The following is a 20959-nucleotide window of genomic DNA, read 5'->3' as shown; positions in this document are numbered from 1 at the left end:
CCCAGCCAGGGGCGCCGAGCCAGGGCCGCCCCGCAGCGAGGGCGACGTCCCCCTCCCGCGCAGCGAGAGAGGGGGAAGCCGCGCAGCGGCTCAGGGGGTGTTGTTTCATCGCAAACCCAGGCCGCGGGCGATCATGCCGCGCAGGATGTCGCGCGTGCCACCGCGCAGCGAGAACGAGGGCGAGGCCTCCGTCACATACTTGAGCGTCTGCAGCAGCTCGACCGGTACGTCTTCGGCATCGCGCGAGAACAGGTCTTCCGCAATGGCGGCAGGAATCATCTGCTCCAGCGTAGTGCCAAGCTCCTTGACCAGTGCGGCCTCGACGATGGGGCTGGCGCCTTGGGTGAGTTTTTCCTGCACCGACACCGACATGGCGCGCAGCGGCGCGAGCTGAGTGAGCACCTTGCCTGCCAGTTGCCGGGCCGATTCGGTGCGGCCCTGGGACGTGCGCACATAGTCGAGCCACTGGTCGAACAGCACGATGCTGGAGTACAGACGCTCGGGCCCGCTGCGCTCGAAGGCGAGTTCGGCGGTCACCTGCTCCCAGCCCTGGCCTTCGGCGCCGACGATCGCGTCCGCCCCGAGCTGCACGTTGTCGAAGAACACTTCGCAGAAATGGCTGTCACCCGAGAGGTCTTCAATCGGGCGCACGGTGACGCCGGGCAACGACAGGTCCACGATGACCTGCGACAGGCCCTTGTGGCGGTCTTCGGTGGTACCCGAGGTGCGCACCAGCGCGATCATGTACTGGCAGTGGTGGGCGTTGGTGGTCCAGATCTTCTGGCCGTTGAGCACAAAGCCCTGGTCGTTGGGCGTGGCACGCGTCTTCACGCTGGCCAGGTCCGAGCCCGCATTGGGCTCGCTCATGCCAATGCAAAAGAACGCCTCGCCACGGCACACGCGCGGAATGTAGAACTGCTTTTGTGCCTCGGTGCCGTATTTCAGGATCAGCGGCGCGCTCTGGCGGTCGGCAATCCAGTGCGAGCCCACGGGCGCGCCGAAGTTGAGGAACTCCTCGACCAGCACATACCGTGCAAAGGCGCTGCGCCCGCCGCCGCCATATTCCGCAGGCAACGTGACCCCGAGCCAACCCTTGGCGGCCAGCCGGCGGCTGAACTCGGTGCTGTAGCCGCTCCAGGAGCGGGCGCGGATGTGCGCGGGTATAGCGCGTGTGGCCTCGGCCAGAAAGGCGCGCACCTCGGCGCGCAGGGCTTCGTCTTGCGCAGGGATGCGCGTGAGCGTGAGTGAATCCAGGGTACTCATCCCAATACTCCGTTGTCTCTATAGGTTTGCAGCGCCTCGGCCGTGAGGCCCAGGTGGCGGGTCAGCACCTCGTCGGTGTGCTGGCCCAGCTGCGGGGGGGTGTGGCGGTAGGAAACCGGCGTGTCCGACAGGCGAATCGGGCTGGCGACCAATGGGACCTCGCCTGCTTGCGGGTGCTGCATGGCAATTTGCAGGCCACGGGCTTTGACCTGCGGGTCCTCGAACACGTCGCGCACGGTGTTGATGGGGCCACAGGGCACGGCATGCTGCTCAAGCAGGGAAATCCAGTCGCGCGTGGTGCGCATGACGGTCACGGCGCGGATGCGCTCCACCAGTTCCGCACGGTTCGCCAGTCGCGCAGCGTTGTGCGTGAATCGCGCGTCCTGCGCCCAGCCGGGCTCGCCGATGGCGTGGCAGAAGCGGGCGAACTGGCCGTCGTTGCCAATGGCCAGGATCATGTGGCCGTCGGCAGTGGGAAAGTCCTGGTAAGGCACGGTGTTGGGGTGCGCGTTGCCCATGCGCTGCGGCACCTTGTCTCCATATAGGAAGTTCATGCCCTGGTTGGCGAGGCAGGCCACACCCACGTCGAGCAGCGCCAGGTCGATGTGCTGACCCCGACCAGTGTGTTCGCGCGCCTGCAGGGCGGCCAGAATCGCCGTGCTGGCATACAGGCCGGTGAGGATGTCGGTGAGCGCAACCCCCACCTTCATGGGGCCGCCGCCGGGCTCGCCATCCGAGCGGCCGGTGACGCTCATGAGCCCGCCCATGCCCTGGATCAGGAAGTCATAGCCTGCGCGCTGCGCATAGGGACCATCCTGACCGAAGCCCGTGACGGAGCAATAGACCAGTCGCGGATTCATGGCGCTCAGGCTGGCGTAATCGAGCCCATATTGCGCCAAGCCGCCCGTCTTGAAGTTCTCGATCAGGACATCGCACTGGGCTGCGAGCTGGCGCACGATCTGCTGTCCTTCTGGCCGCGTGAAGTCCACCGTCACCGACTGCTTGTTGCGGTTGGTGCACATGTAATAGGCCGACTCGCCCGTGGGCTGGCCCTGAGGGTCGGTCACATAGGGTGGCCCCCAGGCGCGGGTGTCGTCGCCCGTGCCGGGGCGCTCGACCTTGATCACCTCCGCACCCAGGTCGCCCAGGGTCTGGGCAGCCCAGGGGCCTGCCAGCACCCGCGACAGATCAAGCACCTTCACATGCTGCAGCGCGCCCGGCTGCACGGCGGGGCGTTCACTCATTGCTGGGGTACCTTGGCCTGGGTCACGATGCGCTTCCACAGCGCGATTTCGTTCTTCTGGAACTCCTGCATCTGCGCGGGGCCGCCAGTCATTGGGGTAGCACCAATGCGCTCGTAGAACGCTCGGGTTTCGTCCATCTTGGAAATCGCCGTGAACAGCTCAGCCAGCTTGGCCGTCTCTGCCGCTGGCGTCTTGGAGCTCACCATCGCGCCCACCCAGGTGTAGGCCTCGAATCCGGGCAGGCCGGCCTCACTGGCAGTGGGCACATCGGGCGACGAGTCCACGCGTTTGTCCGCCGCAACGGCGAGCACCTTCACGCGGCCACCCTTGGCGAGCTCTTGTACGGCAGTCACCTCGGCAAAGGCATAGTCCACCGTGCCTGACGCCACGGCGGTCATGGTTTCTCCTGCACCCTTGAAGGGCACATGCACCGTCTGCACCTTGGCCGCATCGTTGAGCAGCTCACCCATGAGCTGATAGCCTGCAGACCCGGCGCCGAAGTTGACCTTGCCGGGGTTCGCCTTGGCATAGGCCAGCAAACCCTTGAGGTCCTGGTACGGCGCCTGCGGGGTGACGGTGAGCATGGCGGGCGAGCGCATCATCATCGTCAGGGGGGCGAAATCCTTGACCGGGTCGTAGGGCAACTCCTTGAACAACGCGGCGTTCACTGCGAGCGTGGAGTTGCTGCCAATGAACACGGTGTAGCCGTCGGCTGGCGCCGTCAGCACCTGCTTGACGGCGATGAAGCCGTTGGCGCCCGGCTTGTTCTCGACCACCACCGCTTGGCCGGTAAGGTCTTGCAGTTTGCGGGCGAAGTACCGTGCCGAGGTATCGGTACCGCTGCCGGGCCCGAAAGGGACCACAAACTTGATGGTCTTGGACGGAAAACTCTGTGCGTACGCGGCGGGCGCAAGTGCTGCGCCGAGCGTGATCAGAGCGGCGGCGCCGAAGGTGCCCAGGATGAATCTGCGCTGTTGCATGGGGTTTGTCTCCTTGAATGGTTTGCAGCTATGTCGGCCCTTGGTGGGGCTCTGTCTGGCACTCTAGCCAGCAGAACAAACACCGTCTAATATTAAGAATTGAAAAGCCAATACCTTTTGGATATCGCATGAACCTGCGCCAGTTGCGCCAATTCGTCACGCTCGCAGAGACGGGCAACTTCCACCGTGCTGCAGAGATGCTGCACATGGCTCAGCCGCCGCTGTCGGTGTCCATCCGCAAACTCGAAGAGGAAATGGGCGAGGCGCTGTTCGAGCGCCGGTCCACGGGCGTTTTCCTCACCACGGTGGGTGAGGCCATGCTGGCGGATGCGCGGCTCACGCTGTTCCATGCCGAGCAATGCCGCCAGGCCGTGATGGATGCGCGCCAGGGCCAGGGCGGGCTGCTGCGCATGGGCATCATCGGCTCGGCCACCTATGCGTTGCTGCCCGAACTGATTCCTTCGCTGCGTGAGCGCTTTCCCAAGATTGAGCTGGAACTGACCGAGGCCACCTCATCCGAGATCCTCGACGGGCTTGTTTCGCGCCGCTTTGATGTGGGTTTTGTGCGCTACCCCGTGCTGCACCCGGCACCGTTTGAGCTGCTGCCCATGGACCGCGATGACTTCGTGCTCGCCGTCTCGGAACACAGCCCGCTTGCGGCGCACGACGCGATTGCGTTGTCAGACGCGGCCCGCCATCCCTTCATCATGTACCCACAACACAAAGTGCCCGGCCTCTCGACCCTGGCGCTGATGCGCTGCCAGCTCTCGGGTTTCACGCCGCGCGTAGCCCAAGAGGCCATGCAGGTGCAGACCATCATGAGTCTGGTGGCCTCGGGCCTGGGCGTGGGGCTGGTCGCTGGCGTGGCGCGGCTGGTGATGCCGCGCGGCGTGAAATGCCTGGCACTGACCGACAATCCGCCGGGGTTTCATGTGGGCATTGCGCTGGCGCGGTTGCAGGGCAATACCAGTAGGCTCGTCGAGCGCTTCACCGAGCATGCCCTGCGCTTTTCCACAGCGCCCGATGTAACGCCGCCGCCCACAGCGCAGCCGTCAGCCGGCTGAAGGCGTGCCCACACCACGCCAGCGCCACCCCGCAGCAGGCGCTGCGTTCAGCCGGCGGCAGCGGCCGGCACCGCGCGGCGCTCCGCAAACGCCACATACCAATCGAGGCACTGTGGGTTGGCCATCGCATCCTTGTTGACCACCTTTTCCAGCGGCTGGCCCAGCAGCAGTTTCTTGATGGGCAGCTCCTGCTTTTTGCCGCTGAGGGTGCGCGGCACTTCGGCCACGGCAAAAATGTCGTCGGGCACGAAGCGCGGGCTGAGTGCGGTGCGGATGGCGCCGTGGATGCGCGCGCGCAGTGCGTCGTCGAGCACATGGCCGGGGCGCAACACCACGAACAGCGGCATGTAGCTTTCGCGGCCCAAGTATTCGAGGTCCACCACCAGGCTGTCGAGCACCTCGGGCAGCGATTCGACGGCGCTGTAGACCTCGCTGGTGCCCATGCGCAGGCCGTGGCGGTTGATGGTGGCGTCCGAGCGGCCGTAGATGACGCAGCCTGCCGCCGCGCCGCTGCCGATCTGGATCCAGTCGCCATGGCGCCAGACGGCGCCCATGCTGGCCGGGCCGTCGCCGCCGCCGGGCTGGCGGCCGTGGCCCGCCGGGTACATGTCGAAATAGCTCGCCAGATACCGCGCGCCGCTGTCGTCACCCCAGAGGTACAGCGGCATGGACGGAATGGGCTGGGTGCAGACCAGCTCGCCCACGGCGTCCAGCACCGGGCGACCCTGCTCGTCCCAGGCCTCGACGGCGGCGCCGAGCATGCGGCACTGCATCTTGCCGGGAGTTTGCGGCAGTTCGCGGTGGCCGCCGATGAAGGCGCCGGCAAAATCTGTTCCACCCGAGATGTTGCTCCACCAGATGTCGGGCACACCCGCCTGTGCCATGAAGTCCGTGCCCCACTGCTGCACCTCGGCGCTAAGCGGCGATCCGGTGGAGCCCAGCGCGCGGATGGACGACAGGTCGCCGCACTGCGCGGGCGTGATACCGGCCTTCATGCAGTTGGCGTAGAAGGCCGCGCCCGCGCCAAAGAAGGTCACGCCGGTCTCGGAGGCAAAGCGCCACAACAGGGCCCAGTCGGGGTGCTCTTTGCTGCCGCCGGGGTTGCCGTCAAAAATCACGCAGGTGGTGCCCGCCAGCAGGCCGCCGACCTGGGCGTTCCACATCACCCAGCCGGTGGAGCTGTACCAGTGGTAGCGCTCGCCCCGGCTGTTGGGGGCGTAGCTGCAGCCAAGGTCGTTGTGCAGCGCGCCCAGTTGCAGCTGCACCAGCACCATGCCGCCGTGGCCGTGCACGATGGGTTTGGGCAGGCCGGTGGTGCCGCTGGAGTAGACGATCCACAGCGGATGGTCGAACGGCAGCCAGAGCGGCTCGAACGCATCCGTTTCATGGTCATTTTGGCCTGTAGCGCTTGTCCAGATTGCGCAATCAGCTATTGAAACCGTAGCATCCAGATTCCCCAGAAGCAGCGTGTGCTGCACGCTGGGAAGCTGGGCGCGCAGCTCGGCCAGCACGCCCAGGCGGTCGTGGTCGCGCCCGGCGTAGGTCACGCCGTCCACGGCAATCAGCACCTTGGGTTCGATCTGGCGGAAGCGGTCGAGCACGGCGTGGGTGCCCATGTCGGGCGCACACAGGCTCCACACGCCGCCGATGCTCACCGTGGCCAGAAAGGCCACCATGGTTTCGGGCACGTTGGGCAGGTAGGCGGCCACGCGGTCGCCCGGCTGCACGCCCTGGGCCTTGAGGTGCAGCGCCAGCGACGCCACCTGGCGGCGCAGCTCGGGCCACGACATCTCTCGGTGCGCGCGCTTTTCGTTGCTGCTGACGATGGCCGGCACGCCCGCCGCATGGGCGGCATCCACATGCCGCAGCACCTGGCGCGCATAGTTCACCTGGGCGCCGGGAAACCACTGCGCGCCGGGCATGCGGTTGTGCGCCAGCACGGCGCTGTGTGGCGTGGGCGATTGCAGGTCGAAATAGTCCCAGATGCTTTGCCAGAAGGAGTCGAGGTCGGTGGTGGACCAGCGCCACAGCGCGTCGTAATCGGCAAATTCCAGGCCACGCTGTTCGCGCAGCCAGTTCTGGTAAAGGCGTATCTGGGGAATATAGGGAGCACTCATGGCAGCAAGCCTAGCCCCGCAGCCGGGCGCGGCGCCACGGGGTTTTACCGCGTACCCAGTCGCTGGCGCGACAACCCAACCACCGCAACGGCAAGGTTTGCAGCGATTGCCCCGCGCCGTGCATCCGCTCCCAAAAAGACAGCGGCGCGGCCTGCGGGAGATCGTGAACCCGCTCCAAATCCCCTACCATGCGCGTCATCAATTCACAACGGAGAAATATCCATGGGCTTTATGACCTGGAGGGAGAAAAGCGCCGACGCGCTGCAACAGGGCGGCGTGATCGGACCGGACGAGCGGCTGCCCTGGCCGCAGACGGCGGTGATGGGCGTGCAGCACGTGATTGCGATGTTTGGCGCCACGGTGCTGGCCCCCATCCTCATGGGCTTTGACCCGAACCTCGCCATCTTGATGAGCGGCGTTGGCACCTTGATCTTCTTCTTCATCACCGGCGGCAAGGTGCCCAGCTACCTGGGGTCGAGCTTTGCCTTCATCGGCGTGGTGATTGCGGCCACCGCCTACGCGGGCAAGGGGCCCAATGCCAATATCGGCCTGGCGCTGGGCGGCATCATCGCCTGCGGGGCGGCGTACACACTGATCGGTGTCATCGTGCAGATGGTCGGCACGGGCTGGATCGAGCGCTTCATGCCGCCCGTGGTGACGGGCTCGGTGGTGGCGGTGATCGGCCTGAACCTGGCCGGGATCCCCATCAAGAACATGGCGGCCAGCAACTTTGACAGCTGGATGCAGGTGGTGACGTTTGTCAGCGTGGGCCTGGTGGCCGTGCTCACGCGCGGCATGGTGCAGCGCCTCTTGATTCTGGTGGGCCTGATCGTGGCCAGCATCATCTACGCCGTGCTGACCAACGGCCTGGGCCTGGGCAAGCCGCTCGACCTCTCTGCCGTGCTGGCTGCGCCCTGGGTGGGCATGCCGGGCTTCTCGGCACCCGTATTCAGCGGCCCGGCCATGCTGCTGATTGCCCCGGTGGCCATCATCCTGGTGGCCGAAAACCTGGGCCACATCAAGGCCGTGACGGCCATGACCGGCAAGAACCTGGACCAGTACATGGGCCGCGCGTTCATTGGCGACGGCATTGCCACCATGGTCAGCGGCGGCGCCGGCGGCACTGGGGTTACGACTTATGCCGAGAACATCGGCGTGATGGCGGCCACCAAGATCTATTCGACCGCCGTGTTCCTGGTGGCGGCGCTCATTGCCGTGGTGCTGGGATTCAGCCCCAAGTTTGGCGCCGTGATCCAGGCGATTCCGCTGCCGGTGATGGGCGGTGTGTCCATCGTGGTTTTTGGCCTGATTGCCGTGGCCGGGGCCAAGATCTGGGTGGACAACAAGGTCGATTTCTCGCAGAACAAGAACCTCATCGTCGCCGCCATCACGCTCATCCTGGGCACGGGCGACTTCACGCTCAAGTTCGGCCAGTTTGCGCTGGGCGGCATCGGCACCGCCACCTTTGGCGCCATCGTGCTGTACGCGCTGCTCAACCGCAAAAGCTGAAGGCGCGCCGACCGGTCGGCGCCGCTCTCGGGTAAACCCTTATATATCTGACCGTCCCGGGTAAGATCAAAGGATTTGCCTGGCGCGCCTTGCGCGCCGGCGCCCATTCACCGTTGCGGAGTTTTCCCCATGTCTCTGGCCGATCGGGTACGCCACCCTGCCTTTCTTGAACGCGTCATGTCGGCCGAAGAGGCTGCGGCGCTCATCCCCGCTGGCGCCAACGTCGGCATGAGCGGCTTCACCGGTGCGGGCCACCCCAAGGCCGTGCCCCAGGCCCTTGCAGCCCACGCCAAGGCCGAGCATGCCGCCGGCAAACCCTACAAGATCAACCTCTGGACCGGCGCTTCGACCGCCCCCGAGCTTGATGGCGCCCTGGCCGCGGCCAACGCCCTGGGCCAGCGCCTGCCTTTCAACACCGACCCCATCTGCCGCAACAAGATCAACACGGGCGAGATCGACTTCATCGACATGCACTTGTCGCACGTCGCCCAGCACGCATGGTTTGGCTTTCTCGGCCCCCTGCACGTTGCGGTGATCGAGGTGCTGGGCGTGACGGCAGACGGTCTGCTGATCCCCGCTGCGGCCGTGGGCAACAACAAGACCTGGCTGGAGATTGCCGACAAGGTGATCCTCGAAGTCAATACCAAGCCCTCCGCCAAGATGGAAGGCATGCACGACATCTACTACGGCACCGCCATTCCGCCACGCCGCGTGCCCATCAACATGACACATGCGGACGACCGCATCGGCCAGCCCTATCTGCGCGTGGACCCGGCCAAGGTGGTTGCCGTGGTGGAGACCCACAAGGGCGACCGCGACAACGTGTTTGCCACGCCGGACGAGAACTCCAACAAGATTGCCAGCTACATCATCGACTTTCTCGCGCACGAGATGAAGATGGGCCGGTTACCCAAAGAAATGCTGCCCATCCAGTCGGGCGTGGGCAACGTGGCCAACGCCGTGCTGGCAGGCCTGCTGCACAGCCCGTTCGAGAACCTGCTGGGTTTTACCGAAGTGCTGCAAGACGGCATGCTGGACCTGCTGCGCGCGGGCAAGATGAGCAAGGCCTCTGCCACCGCCATCTCGCTGAGCCGCAGCGCGCTGCAGGACTTCGAGGACAACATCGACTTCTACCGCGAGCGCATCATCCTGCGCCCGCAAGAAATCTCGAACCACCCCGAGCTGGTGCGCCGCCTGGGCATCATCGCCATGAACTCGATGATCGAGGCCGACATCTACGGCAACATCAACTCCACCCACCTGATGGGCACGAGCATGATGAACGGCATTGGCGGCTCGGGCGACTTTGCGCGCAATGGCTACCTGTCGTTCTTTGTGACACCCTCGGTGGCCAAGAACGGCGCCATCAGCTGCATCGTGCCCATGGTTTCGCATGTGGACCACACCGAGCACGACACGCAGATCATCGTCACCGAACAAGGCCTGGCCGACCTGCGTGGCCTCTCGCCGCGCCAGCGCGCCCAGGTCATCATCGATCACTGTGCGCACCCCGATTTCCGGCCCATGCTGCAGGACTACTTTGACCGCGCCCAGCATTCATCGGGTGGCCTGCACACACCCCACCTGCTGAACGAGGCCTTGTCGTGGCACCAGCGCTTTGTGGAAACAGGGTCGATGCGAGCGCCTGCCTGAGCGGGACCTAAGCGTGGCATGGGCGTGTCCCCGCCCCTGCGCAGGGGCTGGCGGCGCAACGATTGCCTGGCAGGCGGATGATCATAGGCGCCGGCACTGCGCCGGTGCCAACGCCCGTTTTCTGGGCTGTGGGTCTGGCCGAGATCAGCCCAGGAAACGCCCCGAACCGCCCAGCACCCCCAGATCGACATAGCGCGAGCCCACATACGGGGCCTGACCGCTGTAGTCCACCACAAACCCGCCCAGATCCCAGTTGCGAATGCCTGCCAGCGCGCTGCGCAGCTTGGCACGCGTCGGGTCGGAGCCTGCGCGCTCCAGCCCTTCGGCCAGCACGCGCATGTTCACATAGGCCTCCAGGCTGCCCTGGGTGAAATCCTGCTTTCCATTCGCCCGCATGGCAGACTGGTAGTCGCGCACCACTTGTGACTTGGCACGGTTGGGATCGGGCACGACCATGGTGATGGCGATGCCGCTGCCGACATCACCCAGTTTCTTGAGACTGTCGCTGGGCAGGGTCACGCTCACGCCGGCCAGCAGGACGCCCGGCGCATTCTTCTTGAGGCCCCGCACCAGCTCCACCGAAACGGTGCCGGCGGTAGCCAGCAGCACGGCGGCAGTGCGCGCCTCGGCCACTTGGGCAAGCACCTGCGAAAGGTTGGCGCCATCGGTGGCCAGCGCGGCCTGCACCGAGGGCTTGAGGCTTTGCTCGGCCAGCGAGCGGGTGGCGTCCTCGAGCATTTCGCGGCCGTAGCCGTTGTCCAGATACACCACCCCGATGCTCTTGAGACCCATGCCGGCAAGGCGCTGCACCAGGCGACGCACCTCGTCGGTGTAGCTGGCTCGCACATGGAACACATTGCGCGCGCCCTTGCGCAGCGACGATGCCCCCGTAATCGGCGCCACATACGGCACACCCGCCTCTTCGATCAGTGGCAGGATGGCCGTGTTGTTGGGCGTGCCAACGCATGACAGCAGTGCAAAGGTATTGCCCTGCGACAAAATCTGCTTGATGTTGTCGGTGGTGCGCTGGGGCACATACGCGTCATCCACGATATTGAACTGAAGCGTGCGGCCGTTTATGCCGCCCCGGCTGTTGATGTGGGCCAGCGCCGATTCGGCGCCCAGCTTGACGTCCTGCCCCAGCCCTGCCAGCGGGCCCGTGAGGGCGGCTGAGCAACCAATGGTGAGGGTTTTGCCGGTGATGCCCGCCTCTTGGGCAAAGGCATTGCGAAGAAAGGCAGGTGCGGCTGCAGCAGCGACCACAGCACCGGGGGCAAGAGAGACAAATTGGCGACGTTGCATGAGGGTCAGGATCCGGGAAATAAGCACAATGACAAAAGCCCGGTGCGCAGCCCATGCGGGTGACAAGTTCAGCCAGCTACCAACTTCCGGGAAACCCTACATTCTAGTCGGCCACTCGCCACCGGCATCCTGCGCGCGCTCACCCACACTTTGGAGGAACCCATGTCCATCTGGAAGAAACCCATTTCACTGTCATTGCTCAATGAGACCAATGCCAACACCGCCGCCACGCACCTGGGCATTGAAATCACCGAAGTGGGCGACGATTTTCTGCGCGGACGCGTGCCCGTGGACGAGCGCACCCGGCAACCCTTTGGCATCCTGCATGGCGGGGTCAGCGTGGTGCTGGCCGAGACGCTGGGCTCCATCGGAGCCTTCTACGCCTGCCCCGAAGGGCACCGCGGCGTGGGCCTGGACATCAATGCCAACCATATCCGTGCAGCCAGCAGCGGCTGGGTGACCGGCACGGCGCGCGCCGTGCACATTGGCCGCACCACGCAGGTGTGGCAGATCGACATGGTCAACGACGCTGGCGAGATAACCTGCGTTTCGCGCATCACCATGGCGATCCTGGCGCCGCGCTGAACCCACAGCGCGCCTGCGCACGCATCTGTGTCAGGCCGGTGCCCGGCTGCGGCTTTGTTGCTGCGTGAATTGCCGCATGTCCTTGTCATAGCGCCGGATGTGCAGCGACAGCCAGTCCCGCAACACGGTAGACAGTTGCGAGGCCACGGTGCTGCTGCCGCCCTCGAACTTGCGCTGCAGGCCCTGCAGATCGGCCACGAACTGGTCGTGGCCCTGCTTGTGCTGCACCAGGCGCGGATAGCCCATCCGGGCCATTTCCTGCTCTTCACGCCGGATGTGCTCGACGGTATCGCGGATCAGCTCATCCAGCAGGCGCCCCACCACCTCGTGGCCACGGCCCTCACTGGTGGCGGTGTGCAATTCGTTCACCTGCCTCACCAAAATCTGATGGTCCTTGTCGATGGGGCCGTTGTCGATGACCATGTCATCGGCCCATTCAAAATACGCCACGGCGAAGTCTCCTGGAAACAATTGAGGTAACGCGTGCGGCCCTCTGGCCTTGTCTCAGCGGCCCGACAAGGCCAGCTGGCCAGACGCCACACCCAGCTTGCCCAGCTCGCCCAGTTTGAACACGCTGACCGCCTGCACCAGCCCCTTGGCCTGGTGTTCGAGCGACTGTGCCGCTGCAGCGGCTTCTTCCACCAGCGCCGCATTCGATTGCGTCACCTGATCCATCTGCCCCACAGCCTGATTGACCTGGTCGATGCCCGAGGTCTGGTCCTGGCTGGCCGAGGTGATCTCGTTCATGATGTCCGTCACCCGGCGCACATTGACCACGATTTCATCCATGGTGCTGCCCGCGCGCTCCACCTGCTGGCATCCTTCCGTCACGTTGTTGACCGAGGTCTCGATCAGCGCCTTGATCTCCCGTGCGGCGGTGGCCGAGCGGCCGGCGAGGCTGCGCACCTCGCTGGCCACCACGGCGAAGCCCCGGCCCTGCTCACCGGCACGGGCAGCTTCCACCGCCGCGTTGAGCGCCAGGATATTGGTCTGAAAGGCAATGCCATCAATGACCCCGATGATGTCGGCGATCTTGCGCGACGAGGTGTTGATGGCCTCCATGGTGTGCACCACCTGCGACACCACCGATCCGCCCTTCACGGCCACTTGCGAGGCAGCCTCGGCAATTTCGTTGGCGTGGCGGCTTTGCTCGTAATTGCGTTTGACGGTGTCGGCCAGCTCTTCCATCGACGCAGCGGTCTGCTCCAGCGCACTGGCCTGCTCTTCGGTTCGCGAAGAAAGGTCAATGTTGCCCGCCGCGATCTGGCTGGTGGCCGTGGCGATGGCTTCGGTGCCGCCGCGCACATTGCTCACGATGTCGATCAGGCTCTCGTTCATGCCCCGCAACGCTGAAAGCAGTTCGGCGGTTTCGTCGCTGCCGTCCACCTCGATGCGGCTGCCCAGATCACCCGCCGCCACGTTCTGGGCCACCGCCACGGCACGGCGCAGCGGCATGATGATGGAGCGCGTGATCCAGTAGGCGAGGGCCACGCCGATCAGCAGGCCCGCGGCACCCAGTGCGAGCATCTGGATGCGCGCACTGGCAATGTCGCGCACCACCGTGCGACCGCCGGTCTCCACCAGTTTTTTCTCCAGCGCATTCATCGCATTGATCGGCTCCTGCAACGCATCCAGCGCAGGCAGCGTCTCGGACTTGAGCAGCGCGGTGGCCCCTTCGCGGTCGCCGGCTTCCACCATTTGCACGACCTTGCTGAACGACTGCACGTATTTGCCCCGCAGGTCCTTGAGGCGCAACAAAACGGCCTTGGCCTCGGGCAGATACACCCGCTGGTCGAGCACCGCGATGGCGTCGTCAATGGTCTTTTTGTTGGTGCCAATGGCTGCCTTGACCAGCTTCTGGTGCTCGGCATCAGAGGCAATGACCAGCTCCATGGTGCGCCGCGCATTGGACCGCGTGGTGGTGTCGATCACGCTGGCGGCCTCGGCCCTCACCCAGTCATCTTCGATGAGGCGGGTGTTGATCTCGCCCACTTTCCCCAGGCGCAGCACCCCGATGAGGGCAATGCCCAGCATCATCACGATCAGCAGGCCAAAAGCCAGGCCGAGGCGGGTGCCGATTTTGAGGTGGCTGATATTCATGGGGAGACCTCCGAAAAAGATGCAATTTGTTACCACTTTGCATTGTCGGTCGTTTTCTCCCGACAGGTTGCCGCGCATCCTTGACGCGTGTCAAAAGAACGCGGCGCACACCGCCCAGGGCCGCAACAGCCCCCTGGCCGCTACTCGGTGGCCGCCCGCGCCAACCGCTCGCTCTTCCAGTACACGTCGTCGCCGCCATCCATGCGGTTGAGCACACGCGACAGCACAAACAGCAAATCGGAAAGCCGGTTGAGGTAGTGGCACGGGGCCTCGCGCACGGTTTCGTGTTTGCCCACCGCCACCACGGAGCGCTCGGCGCGGCGGGCCACGGTGCGGCACACATGCGCCTGGGCGGCGGCGCGCGTGCCTGCGGGCAGGATGAACTCTTGCAGGCGCGGCAACGCGGCGTTGTAGTGCGCCAGCGCCTCATCGAGCTGCAACACGGCCTCGTCCTTGAGCAACTCAAACCCCGGAATCGACAGCTCGCCGCCCAGGTTGAACAGCTGGTGCTGCACATCGATCAGCAGCTCGCGCACATCCTGCGGCAGTGGCTCGCACAGCAGCAGGCCCAGGTGCGAATTGAGTTCGTCCACATCGCCCATGGCGTGGGGGCGCGGGCTGTCTTTGGACACGCGCGTGTTGTCGCCCAGGCCGGTGGTGCCATCGTCGCCCGTGCGCGTGGCGATCTGTGTGAGTCGGTTGCCCATGTGTGTTCCTTGTGCTGCAGGGTGCATTGTCCGATACCGCGTTGGAAGGCGTATTGCACAGGGCCATAGACCGTAAGCAGACCCTTACACCGCGCAGGAAAATGTTGGCTGGGGCAACAGCAGGCAAAAGTGCTGGTCAGGCACGGCATGCTGCGGTGCAATGAAACCCTGTTCAACTTTGACGGAGCTCTTCATCCCATGAAAGCCACCTCACGCCGCACCTTTGCCTTTGACACCCGCAGCGTATTGCTGTTCACCGCACTCTCTCTGGGCGGCGGCGCTGCCCTGCAGGCGCAGACCGCACCGGGCGCAGCGCCCAAGGCACAAGGGGGGGCGTCTTTCGGACCCGGCACCTCGTCTTCTCCCAGCTCTCCCAACTACACCACTGGCCCCGGCAAGGGCTCATCGGCCACAGCCGCCTTTGACCGGGCCGACGCCAATGCCGATGGCAAGCTCAGCCCCCAGGAAGCCGCCACACTGCCAGCCATTGGCAACCGTTTCGAGCAGCTTGACACCGACCGTGACGGGAGCCTGTCGCACACCGAGTTCGACAAAGGCGCCAAGTCCTGACCGTTGATACGCCGGCGGCGCGATAGCCGCCACTCCCGTTGAAAGCGCAGCGCCGCGATCGGGCTTAACCGCCCCATCGCGGCGCATTTGCGGGTGCCCGGTGGTATTCTTTTGCGTTACCCGGAGACCGCCATGAACGCCCCTGCCACCGCCTTGCACCTGCTGCCCCAAATTCACTTGCGCGAGGTGCCGCAGGCGCTGATCGACGCGCTGCAAAGCCGGTTTGGCGCGCAGTGCTCGCTGGCGCAAGCGGTGCGCGAACAGCATGGGCGCGACGAAGGCTCGCTGCAGGCGCCCCCGCCCAGCGCCGTGGTGTTTGCCGAAAGCACCCAAGATGTGGTCGATGCAGTGAAGCTCGCCAGTCAATACGACGTACCCGTGATTCCCTACGGTGCAGGCTCATCGCTCGAAGGCCACCTGCTGGCCGTGCAAGGCGGCATCAGCATCGACGTGGGCCGCATGAACCGGGTGCTCAGCATCAACGCCGACGACCTCACGGTAACGGTGCAGCCCGGCATCACACGCAAGCAGCTCAACGCAGCCATCAAAGACACCGGCCTGTTCTTTCCCATCGACCCCGGCGCCGACGCCAGCATTGGCGGCATGAGCGCCACGCGCGCCAGCGGCACCAACGCCGTGCGCTACGGCACCATGCGCGAAAACGTGCTGGCGCTCGAAGTGGTCACCGCCAGCGGCGAAGTGATTCGCACCGGCACACGCGCCCGCAAAAGCGCTGCGGGTTACGACCTGACGCGCCTGATGGTGGGCAGCGAAGGCACGCTGGGCGTGATCACCGAAGTGACCGTGCGGCTGTACCCGCTCCCCGAAGCCGTGAGTGCGGCCATCTGCTCGTTTCCGAGCATCGAGGCCGCCGTGCGCACCACCATCCAGACCATTCAACTGGGTGTGCCCATTGCGCGCGTGGAGCTGATCGACCGCCACAGCGTGCGCATGGTCAACGCGCACAGCAAGCTGAATCTGCGCGAAGAACCCATGCTGCTGATGGAATTCCACGGCTCGCCCGCCAGCGTGAAGGAGCAGGCCGAAACCGTGCAGACCATCGCCAGCGAGTTTGGCGGCAACGCCTTTGAATGGGCCAGCACGCCCGAAGAGCGCACGCGCCTGTGGACCGCGCGGCACAACGCCTACTTTGCCGCCGTGCAAAGCCGCCCCGGCTGCCGCGCCATCAGCACCGACACCTGCGTGCCCATCAGCCGCCTGGCCGATTGCCTGCTCGAATCGGTGGACGAGGCCGAGGCCAGCGGCATCCCCTACTTTCTGGTCGGCCATGTGGGCGACGGCAACTTTCACTTCGGCTACCTGCTCGACCCCAACATCCCGCAAGAGCGCATTGCCGCCGAAGACCTGAACCACAAGCTGGTGGCGCGCGCGCTCAGCATGGGCGGCACCTGCACCGGCGAGCACGGCGTGGGCCTGCACAAGATAGGCTTTTTGCTGGACGAAACCGGTGCGGGCGCGGTGGACATGATGCGCGCCATCAAGCGGGCGCTGGACCCGAAGAACATCCTGAATCCCGGCAAGATCTTTGCGCTGTAAGTGCGAGGCAGTCCGCACGCAAAACACTCCATTTTTGATAGCTAGTAGCGCTTTACACATAAGCACCACAGGCACTTTTACCTTAAAACAGAGCCCCACCAACGCGGCACGATGGCCCTGCGTCCCGGCCACGCACCGCACGCCCGATGTGCCCCGCGCCGGTGCAGGCGCTGGCGCCTGCGCTGCATCCCTGCCCTGTCCCTGCCTTTCCCCGCGCGATCAAAGCCATGCCTGAAACAAAAACCGTCCTGCTTTTTCTTGTCACTGCGCTGGCAGAAATCGTGGGCTGCTATTTGCCCAGCCTGTGGCTCAGCCACGGAAAAAGCGCATGGCTGCTGGTGCCTGGCGCGCTGAGCCTGGCTGCTTTCGCCTGGCTTTTGTCACTGCATCCCACTGCGTCCGGGCGGGTGTATGCCGCCTACGGGGGCGTGTATATTTTTGTGGCCATTGTCTGGCTGTGGGCGGTGGACGGTGTTCGCCCCACGCCATGGGACATTGCCGGCGCGGCACTGGCGCTTGCAGGCATGGGGGTCATCATGTTTGCCCCCCGAAGCGCCTGAACAGAGCATCACAGACCGTCGCCGGGTGCGGCACCATTGCAGCCAAACCCGCGACAATCACCGGCCCCCCCCCCAGCCCATCGGCCTATTGGCCTATTGGCCCCACTTTCTGGAACCCCTCATGACCTGCTCATCCCCCTCGACCCGCACCCTCATCAAAGCGGTGCTCGCCAGCGCCGTTCTCACCCTGGGCAGCCTGGCGCAGGCACAGGCAGTCTTCAAGATCACGGCCATCCCTGATGAATCGCCCACCGAACTGGCGCGCAAGGCGGCGCCGCTGGTGAAATATCTGGAGCACAAGCTGGGCACCAAGGTGGAATTCACGCCCGTGTCCGACTACGCCGCCGCCGTGGAGGCGCTGGCCAACAAGCAGGTGGACATGGCCTGGTATGGCGGTTTCACCTTTGTGCAGGCCAGCATCCGCTCGGGCGGCAAGGTGGTGCCTTTGGTGCAGCGCGAAGAGGACGAGAAATTCCGTTCGGTGTTCATCAGCGCCGACCCGGCCATCCGGGCGCTGGCCGACCTCAAGGGCAAGACTGTGAGCTTTGGCTCGCAATCCAGCACCTCGGGCCACCTGATGCCGCGCAGCTACCTGCTGCAGGCGCAGATCGACCCGGACAAGGACTTCAAACGCGTGGCCTACTCGGGCGCGCACGACGCCACCATTGCCGCCGTGGCCTCGGGCAAGGTGGACGCGGGCGCGCTCAACATTTCGGTGTGGGAAAAGTTTGTGGCCGACAAGAAGGTGGACACCGGCAAAGTGAAGGTGATCTTCACCACCCCGGCCTACTTTGACTACAACTGGACGGTGCACAGCGACATGCCAGTGGCCCAGCGCGAGAAACTCACCAAGGCTTTTCTCGACCTGAACCGCAACACCCCCGAGGGCAAGGAAATTCTGGACCTGCAGCGCGCCACGCGCTTCATTCCCACCCAGGCCAGCAACTACAAGGGCATCGAAACCGCAGCGCGCAGCGCGGGCCTGATCAAGTGAACGGGTGTTTGCTATTGTTTTAATAGCTGCTTGCGCTTTTGCAATAAGCGCTGCAGCCTGATTTGCCCATGAAAGTTCAGCTGGACAACACCACCGTGCGCCACCCGGCCGCACGCGCCGGTGCACCCGCAGCGCTGCGCGGCCTGGATCTGGTGGTGGCGCAGGGCGAGCAGGTGGCGGTGATCGGCCCTTCGGGCGCGGGCAAGACCACGCTGCTGCAGCTGCTGGCCTGCGCACAGCGGCCCGACGAGGGCAGCTTGCAGCTCGATGGCATCGACCCCTGGGCATTGCCGCGCCGCGCATTGCAGCGCTTGCGCGGTCGCCTTTTTCTGGCGCCCCAGGTGCCGCCGCTGCCACCCCGGCAGCGTGTGGTGACGGCGGTGCTGGCGGGGCGCCTGCCGCACGAAAGCCTGTGGGCCAGCGTGCGCAGCCTGGTCTATCCCACCGGCATCGGGCTGGCCGAGGCCGCGCTGGCGCATTTTGACGTGGCCGACAAGCTGTTCGACCGGGTAGACCGGCTCTCGGGCGGCGAGCGCCAGCGGGTGGGCCTGGCGCGGGCGCTGGCCTCGCAGGCCAGCCTGTTGCTGGTGGACGAGCCGCTGTCCGCGCTCGACCCGGCGCGTGCGCAACAAGCCTTGGCCTCGCTCACGCAGGCGGCCCACGAGCGCGGCGCCACGCTGGTCGCCACGCTGCACCATGTGGAGATGGCCCTGGCGCATTTCCCGCGCGTGATCGGGTTGCGCGACGGTGCGCTGGCCTTTGACCTGCCTGCGGCGCAGGTGACGCCCGCGCACCTGCACCAGCTGTATGCGCAGCACCTGGACGAGCTGACCCAAACGGCGCCGCCCTCCCCCGATGTGCCTGTGGCCGCGTCCCCTGTGCCGATGCAGTGCCGCTAACCCACGGGCCATCTCGCCGCCATGACTGCCCTGTCGCCTGATCTGCCTGCACCCCCCGACAAGAGCCCGCCGCCCGAGCGCCGCGACCCCGCCTGGCGCGGCCGCCTGGCCGGGGCCGCGGTGGCGCTGTTTCTGCTGTGGCCCATGCTGGTGCTCACCGAGTTCAAGCCCTGGCTGCTGCTGGCGCCGGATGCGCTGAAGCCCTCACTGCGGTTTCTGGCAGATTTTGTGCCGCCCCGGCTAGACGCCGAGTTTCTGGCCCTGGTGGCGCGCGAGACCTGGCGCACGGTGGCCATTGCCACCGCAGGCCTCACGCTGGCGCTGGTGCTGGCCGTGCCGCTGGCGCTGCTGTCGGTGCGGGTGCTGTCGGTCTCGGCGCTCACCGGCCCCATGGCGCCGCTGCCGGCGCTGGTGCGGCTCTTGGTGCGCTGGCTGCTGGTGGTGCTGCGCAGCGTGCCCGAGCTGATCTGGGCCCTGGTTTTTGTGCGCGTGGTGGGCCTGGGGCCCACGGCCGGCGTGCTGGCCATTGCACTGACCTTTGCCGGCATGCTGGGCAAGGTGTATGCCGAAATCCTGGACAGCGCCGAGCCCCATGCCGCCGCCAGCCTGCTGCGCAACGGCAGCGGCCGGCTGCAAGCCTTTTTGTATGCGCTGCTGCCGCAAAACGCCGCCGAGCTCACCAGCTACACGGTGTACCGCTGGGAATGCGCGATCCGCTCGTCTGCCGTGCTGGGCTTTGTGGGCGCGGGCGGGCTGGGCCAGCAGATGGACGCCTCGATGAAGATGTTCGAGGGCGCCGAGGTGGCCACCATGCTGCTGGTGTTCATGGCGCTGGTCTGGCTGGCGGACCGCATCAGCGCCTGGTTGCGGCAAAGGCTGGCATGAATACGCGCGGCACTTCAGCGCCCCGACCCTCTGCCAACCGCTGCCTGGCCTGCTGGTGCGTAGCCGCTGGTGCGCTGGCGCTGGTAGGCCTGAGTTTCTGGTCGCTGGACCTGCAGTGGGCGCAGTTTGTGTCCGCCCCGGCGCTGGCCAAGATGGGCCGGTTTCTGGCCGAGCTGCTGCAGCCCGAAACCAGCCCGGCGTTTTTGCAAAAACTGCTGTGGGCCACGCTGGAGACGCTGGCCATGTCGGCCCTGGGCACCTTGCTGGCGGTGCTGCTGGGCCTGGCGCTGGCCCTGCCCGCCAGCAAGGCGTTTGAGGGCGACCCGGCGCGTTGGCGCGGCCCCACGCGGCTGGTGCTCAACGCCCTGCGCAGCATTCCCGAACTGGTGTGGGCCACCTTGCTGCTGATCGCGGCCGGGCTGGGGCCGTTTGCCGGCACGCTGGCGCTGGCACTGCACACCTCGGGCGTGCTGGGCCGCCTGTTCGCCGAGGCCATCGAAAACGCCCCGCCGGGCCCTGGCTTTGCCCTGCGCGTGCGCGGCGTGGCCAGTGGCCGCTTGTTTTTGTATGCCACCCTGCCCCAGGTGCTGCCGCAGTTGCTGAGCTACACGCTGTACCGCTGGGAAAACAACATCCGCGCCGCCGCCGTGCTGGGCGTGGTGGGGGCCGGCGGGCTGGGACAGATGCTGGCGTTCCACATGGGGCTGTTCCAGATGGGCGAGACCAGCAGCGTGCTGGTCGCCATGCTGGCGCTGGTGGCGCTGGTGGATGCGCTGAGCTTTGCCAGCCGGCGCTGGCTGGCGATCTGACACAAATTGCTATTATTTTAATAGCTTATTGCGCTTTATGGGCGTGCGCCAGAGCCACTTTTCATTCAAATCCCTGCCGGTACGGTTTGCATTCAATCGGATAACCAGGCGGGGCGCCGCAGACAGTGCTGTCGTACGTGCAGCACGGCAAGGCGACCAAC

The 20959-nt window shown here is 65.6% G+C and carries 19 protein-coding genes; 11 read left to right on the top strand and 8 right to left on the bottom strand.

All coding sequences use genetic code 11. The annotated features are described in order from the left end of the window. Positions 1 to 105: 105 nt before the first annotated feature. Genes K226_RS0103890 through K226_RS0103880 form a run of 3 tightly spaced genes read right to left on the bottom strand, consistent with a single transcriptional unit; the run spans position 106 to position 3487 of the window. Positions 106 to 1263 (bottom strand): acyl-CoA dehydrogenase family protein, encoded by a 1158-nt coding sequence (locus tag K226_RS0103890; protein ID WP_024813560.1) that lies wholly within the window; start codon positions 1261 to 1263, stop codon positions 106 to 108. Further along, complete coding sequence (locus tag K226_RS0103885; protein ID WP_024813559.1) at positions 1260 to 2507, bottom strand: CaiB/BaiF CoA-transferase family protein; 1248 nt, start codon at positions 2505 to 2507, stop codon at positions 1260 to 1262. The genes K226_RS0103890 and K226_RS0103885 overlap by 4 nt, the downstream gene beginning before the upstream one ends. Continuing rightward, complete coding sequence (locus K226_RS0103880; protein WP_024813558.1) at positions 2504 to 3487, bottom strand: tripartite tricarboxylate transporter substrate binding protein; 984 nt, start codon at positions 3485 to 3487, stop codon at positions 2504 to 2506. The genes K226_RS0103885 and K226_RS0103880 overlap by 4 nt, the downstream gene beginning before the upstream one ends. A 128-nt stretch (positions 3488 to 3615) precedes the next feature. On the opposite strand from K226_RS0103880, the gene K226_RS0103875 reads away from it, so the two are divergent. Continuing rightward, entirely contained in the window at positions 3616 to 4551 is a 936-nt protein-coding gene (locus K226_RS0103875; protein WP_024813557.1) for a LysR family transcriptional regulator, read from the top strand. Between the two features lie 47 nt (positions 4552 to 4598). On the opposite strand, the gene K226_RS0103870 is transcribed toward K226_RS0103875, so the two are convergent. Beyond that, the gene (locus K226_RS0103870; protein WP_024813556.1) at positions 4599 to 6668 is read right to left on the bottom strand and encodes an acetoacetate--CoA ligase; all 2070 of its coding nucleotides are present in this window, start codon (positions 6666 to 6668) and stop codon (positions 4599 to 4601) included. A 222-nt stretch (positions 6669 to 6890) separates the two neighbouring features. Between K226_RS0103870 and K226_RS0103865 the strand changes: the two genes are divergently transcribed. Both K226_RS0103865 and K226_RS0103860 read left to right on the top strand, forming a co-directional pair. Further along, positions 6891 to 8177: a solute carrier family 23 protein gene (locus tag K226_RS0103865; protein WP_024813555.1), complete on the top strand. Its 1287-nt coding sequence runs from the start codon at positions 6891 to 6893 to the stop codon at positions 8175 to 8177. Between the two features lie 129 nt (positions 8178 to 8306). Beyond that, a complete protein-coding gene (locus K226_RS0103860) occupies positions 8307 to 9830 on the top strand; it encodes an acetyl-CoA hydrolase/transferase family protein (RefSeq protein WP_024813554.1) in 1524 nt (507 codons plus the stop codon). Positions 9831 to 9974: 144 nt separating this feature from the next. On the opposite strand, the gene K226_RS0103855 is transcribed toward K226_RS0103860, so the two are convergent. Beyond that, positions 9975 to 11132 carry an ABC transporter substrate-binding protein gene (locus K226_RS0103855; protein ID WP_024813553.1) on the bottom strand — a complete coding sequence of 386 codons (1158 nt, stop codon included), beginning with the start codon at positions 11130 to 11132 and terminating at the stop codon, positions 9975 to 9977. 162 nt (positions 11133 to 11294) lie between these two features. On the opposite strand from K226_RS0103855, the gene K226_RS0103850 reads away from it, so the two are divergent. Beyond that, a complete protein-coding gene (locus tag K226_RS0103850; RefSeq protein ID WP_024813552.1) occupies positions 11295 to 11717 on the top strand; it encodes a hotdog fold thioesterase in 423 nt (140 codons plus the stop codon). Between the two features lie 30 nt (positions 11718 to 11747). On the opposite strand, the gene K226_RS0103845 is transcribed toward K226_RS0103850, so the two are convergent. From K226_RS0103845 to K226_RS0103835, 3 genes are all read right to left on the bottom strand, one after another. Beyond that, positions 11748 to 12167, bottom strand: a complete 420-nt coding sequence (locus tag K226_RS0103845) for a bacteriohemerythrin (protein WP_024813551.1) — start codon at positions 12165 to 12167, stop codon at positions 11748 to 11750. Positions 12168 to 12221: 54 nt separating this feature from the next. Continuing rightward, a complete protein-coding gene (locus K226_RS20380) occupies positions 12222 to 13817 on the bottom strand; it encodes a methyl-accepting chemotaxis protein (RefSeq protein WP_024813550.1) in 1596 nt (531 codons plus the stop codon). Positions 13818 to 13957: 140 nt separating this feature from the next. Continuing rightward, entirely contained in the window at positions 13958 to 14524 is a 567-nt protein-coding gene (locus K226_RS0103835; RefSeq protein WP_024813549.1) for a cob(I)yrinic acid a,c-diamide adenosyltransferase, read from the bottom strand. A 198-nt stretch (positions 14525 to 14722) separates the two neighbouring features. Here K226_RS0103835 and K226_RS0103825 point away from each other — a divergent pair, with 198 nt between their 5' ends. The 7 genes from K226_RS0103825 (at position 14723) to phnE (ending at position 20798) form a co-directional block, all read left to right on the top strand. Continuing rightward, on the top strand, positions 14723 to 15094 hold the full coding sequence (locus tag K226_RS0103825; RefSeq protein WP_024813548.1) for a calcium-binding protein: 372 nt from the start codon (positions 14723 to 14725) through the stop codon (positions 15092 to 15094). Between the two features lie 132 nt (positions 15095 to 15226). Continuing rightward, a complete protein-coding gene (locus K226_RS0103820; RefSeq protein ID WP_024813547.1) occupies positions 15227 to 16651 on the top strand; it encodes an FAD-binding oxidoreductase in 1425 nt (474 codons plus the stop codon). 227 nt (positions 16652 to 16878) lie between these two features. Next, positions 16879 to 17211 carry a YnfA family protein gene (locus K226_RS0103815; RefSeq protein WP_024813546.1) on the top strand — a complete coding sequence of 111 codons (333 nt, stop codon included), beginning with the start codon at positions 16879 to 16881 and terminating at the stop codon, positions 17209 to 17211. Positions 17212 to 17332: 121 nt separating this feature from the next. Further along, the gene (locus K226_RS0103810) at positions 17333 to 18205 is read left to right on the top strand and encodes a putative selenate ABC transporter substrate-binding protein (protein ID WP_024813545.1); all 873 of its coding nucleotides are present in this window, start codon (positions 17333 to 17335) and stop codon (positions 18203 to 18205) included. Positions 18206 to 18273: 68 nt separating this feature from the next. Next, positions 18274 to 19104 carry a phosphonate ABC transporter ATP-binding protein gene (locus K226_RS0103805; RefSeq protein ID WP_024813544.1) on the top strand — a complete coding sequence of 277 codons (831 nt, stop codon included), beginning with the start codon at positions 18274 to 18276 and terminating at the stop codon, positions 19102 to 19104. A 21-nt stretch (positions 19105 to 19125) separates the two neighbouring features. Then, complete coding sequence (locus tag K226_RS0103800; protein ID WP_202899875.1) at positions 19126 to 19989, top strand: ABC transporter permease; 864 nt, start codon at positions 19126 to 19128, stop codon at positions 19987 to 19989. Then, positions 19986 to 20798, top strand: coding sequence for a phosphonate ABC transporter, permease protein PhnE (gene phnE / locus K226_RS0103795; protein ID WP_024813542.1), 813 nt, complete (start codon positions 19986 to 19988; stop codon positions 20796 to 20798). Before K226_RS0103800 ends, phnE begins: the two co-directional genes overlap by 4 nt. The last annotated feature ends 161 nt before the right edge of the window (positions 20799 to 20959 follow it).

The organism is Acidovorax sp. JHL-3, assembly GCF_000526295.1.
In the GTDB taxonomy this organism is placed as follows: Bacteria; Pseudomonadota; Gammaproteobacteria; order Burkholderiales; family Burkholderiaceae_C; genus Acidovorax; species Acidovorax defluvii.
The sequence above is the reverse complement of the archived record's forward strand: the minus strand, read 5'-3'. Positions and strand labels throughout refer to the sequence as shown.

What these genes read in the sequence shown, in the direction of transcription:
- K226_RS0103825 (WP_024813548.1), top strand. Translation starts at nt 14,723, where the DNA reads ATGAAAGCCACCTCACGCCGCACCTTTGCCTTTGACACCCGCAGCGTA.
- K226_RS0103875 (WP_024813557.1), top strand. Translation starts at nt 3,616, where the DNA reads ATGAACCTGCGCCAGTTGCGCCAATTCGTCACGCTCGCAGAGACGGGC.
- K226_RS0103810 (WP_024813545.1), top strand. Translation starts at nt 17,333, where the DNA reads ATGACCTGCTCATCCCCCTCGACCCGCACCCTCATCAAAGCGGTGCTC.
- K226_RS0103885 (WP_024813559.1), bottom strand. Translation starts at nt 2,507, where the DNA reads ATGAGTGAACGCCCCGCCGTGCAGCCGGGCGCGCTGCAGCATGTGAAG.
- K226_RS0103800 (WP_202899875.1), top strand. Translation starts at nt 19,126, where the DNA reads ATGACTGCCCTGTCGCCTGATCTGCCTGCACCCCCCGACAAGAGCCCG.
- K226_RS20380 (WP_024813550.1), bottom strand. Translation starts at nt 13,817, where the DNA reads ATGAATATCAGCCACCTCAAAATCGGCACCCGCCTCGGCCTGGCTTTT.
- K226_RS0103870 (WP_024813556.1), bottom strand. Translation starts at nt 6,668, where the DNA reads ATGAGTGCTCCCTATATTCCCCAGATACGCCTTTACCAGAACTGGCTG.
- K226_RS0103855 (WP_024813553.1), bottom strand. Translation starts at nt 11,132, where the DNA reads ATGCAACGTCGCCAATTTGTCTCTCTTGCCCCCGGTGCTGTGGTCGCT.
- K226_RS0103890 (WP_024813560.1), bottom strand. Translation starts at nt 1,263, where the DNA reads ATGAGTACCCTGGATTCACTCACGCTCACGCGCATCCCTGCGCAAGAC.
- phnE (WP_024813542.1), top strand. Translation starts at nt 19,986, where the DNA reads ATGAATACGCGCGGCACTTCAGCGCCCCGACCCTCTGCCAACCGCTGC.
- K226_RS0103815 (WP_024813546.1), top strand. Translation starts at nt 16,879, where the DNA reads ATGCCTGAAACAAAAACCGTCCTGCTTTTTCTTGTCACTGCGCTGGCA.
- K226_RS0103850 (WP_024813552.1), top strand. Translation starts at nt 11,295, where the DNA reads ATGTCCATCTGGAAGAAACCCATTTCACTGTCATTGCTCAATGAGACC.
- K226_RS0103880 (WP_024813558.1), bottom strand. Translation starts at nt 3,487, where the DNA reads ATGCAACAGCGCAGATTCATCCTGGGCACCTTCGGCGCCGCCGCTCTG.
- K226_RS0103860 (WP_024813554.1), top strand. Translation starts at nt 8,307, where the DNA reads ATGTCTCTGGCCGATCGGGTACGCCACCCTGCCTTTCTTGAACGCGTC.
- K226_RS0103865 (WP_024813555.1), top strand. Translation starts at nt 6,891, where the DNA reads ATGGGCTTTATGACCTGGAGGGAGAAAAGCGCCGACGCGCTGCAACAG.
- K226_RS0103820 (WP_024813547.1), top strand. Translation starts at nt 15,227, where the DNA reads ATGAACGCCCCTGCCACCGCCTTGCACCTGCTGCCCCAAATTCACTTG.
- K226_RS0103805 (WP_024813544.1), top strand. Translation starts at nt 18,274, where the DNA reads ATGAAAGTTCAGCTGGACAACACCACCGTGCGCCACCCGGCCGCACGC.
- K226_RS0103835 (WP_024813549.1), bottom strand. Translation starts at nt 14,524, where the DNA reads ATGGGCAACCGACTCACACAGATCGCCACGCGCACGGGCGACGATGGC.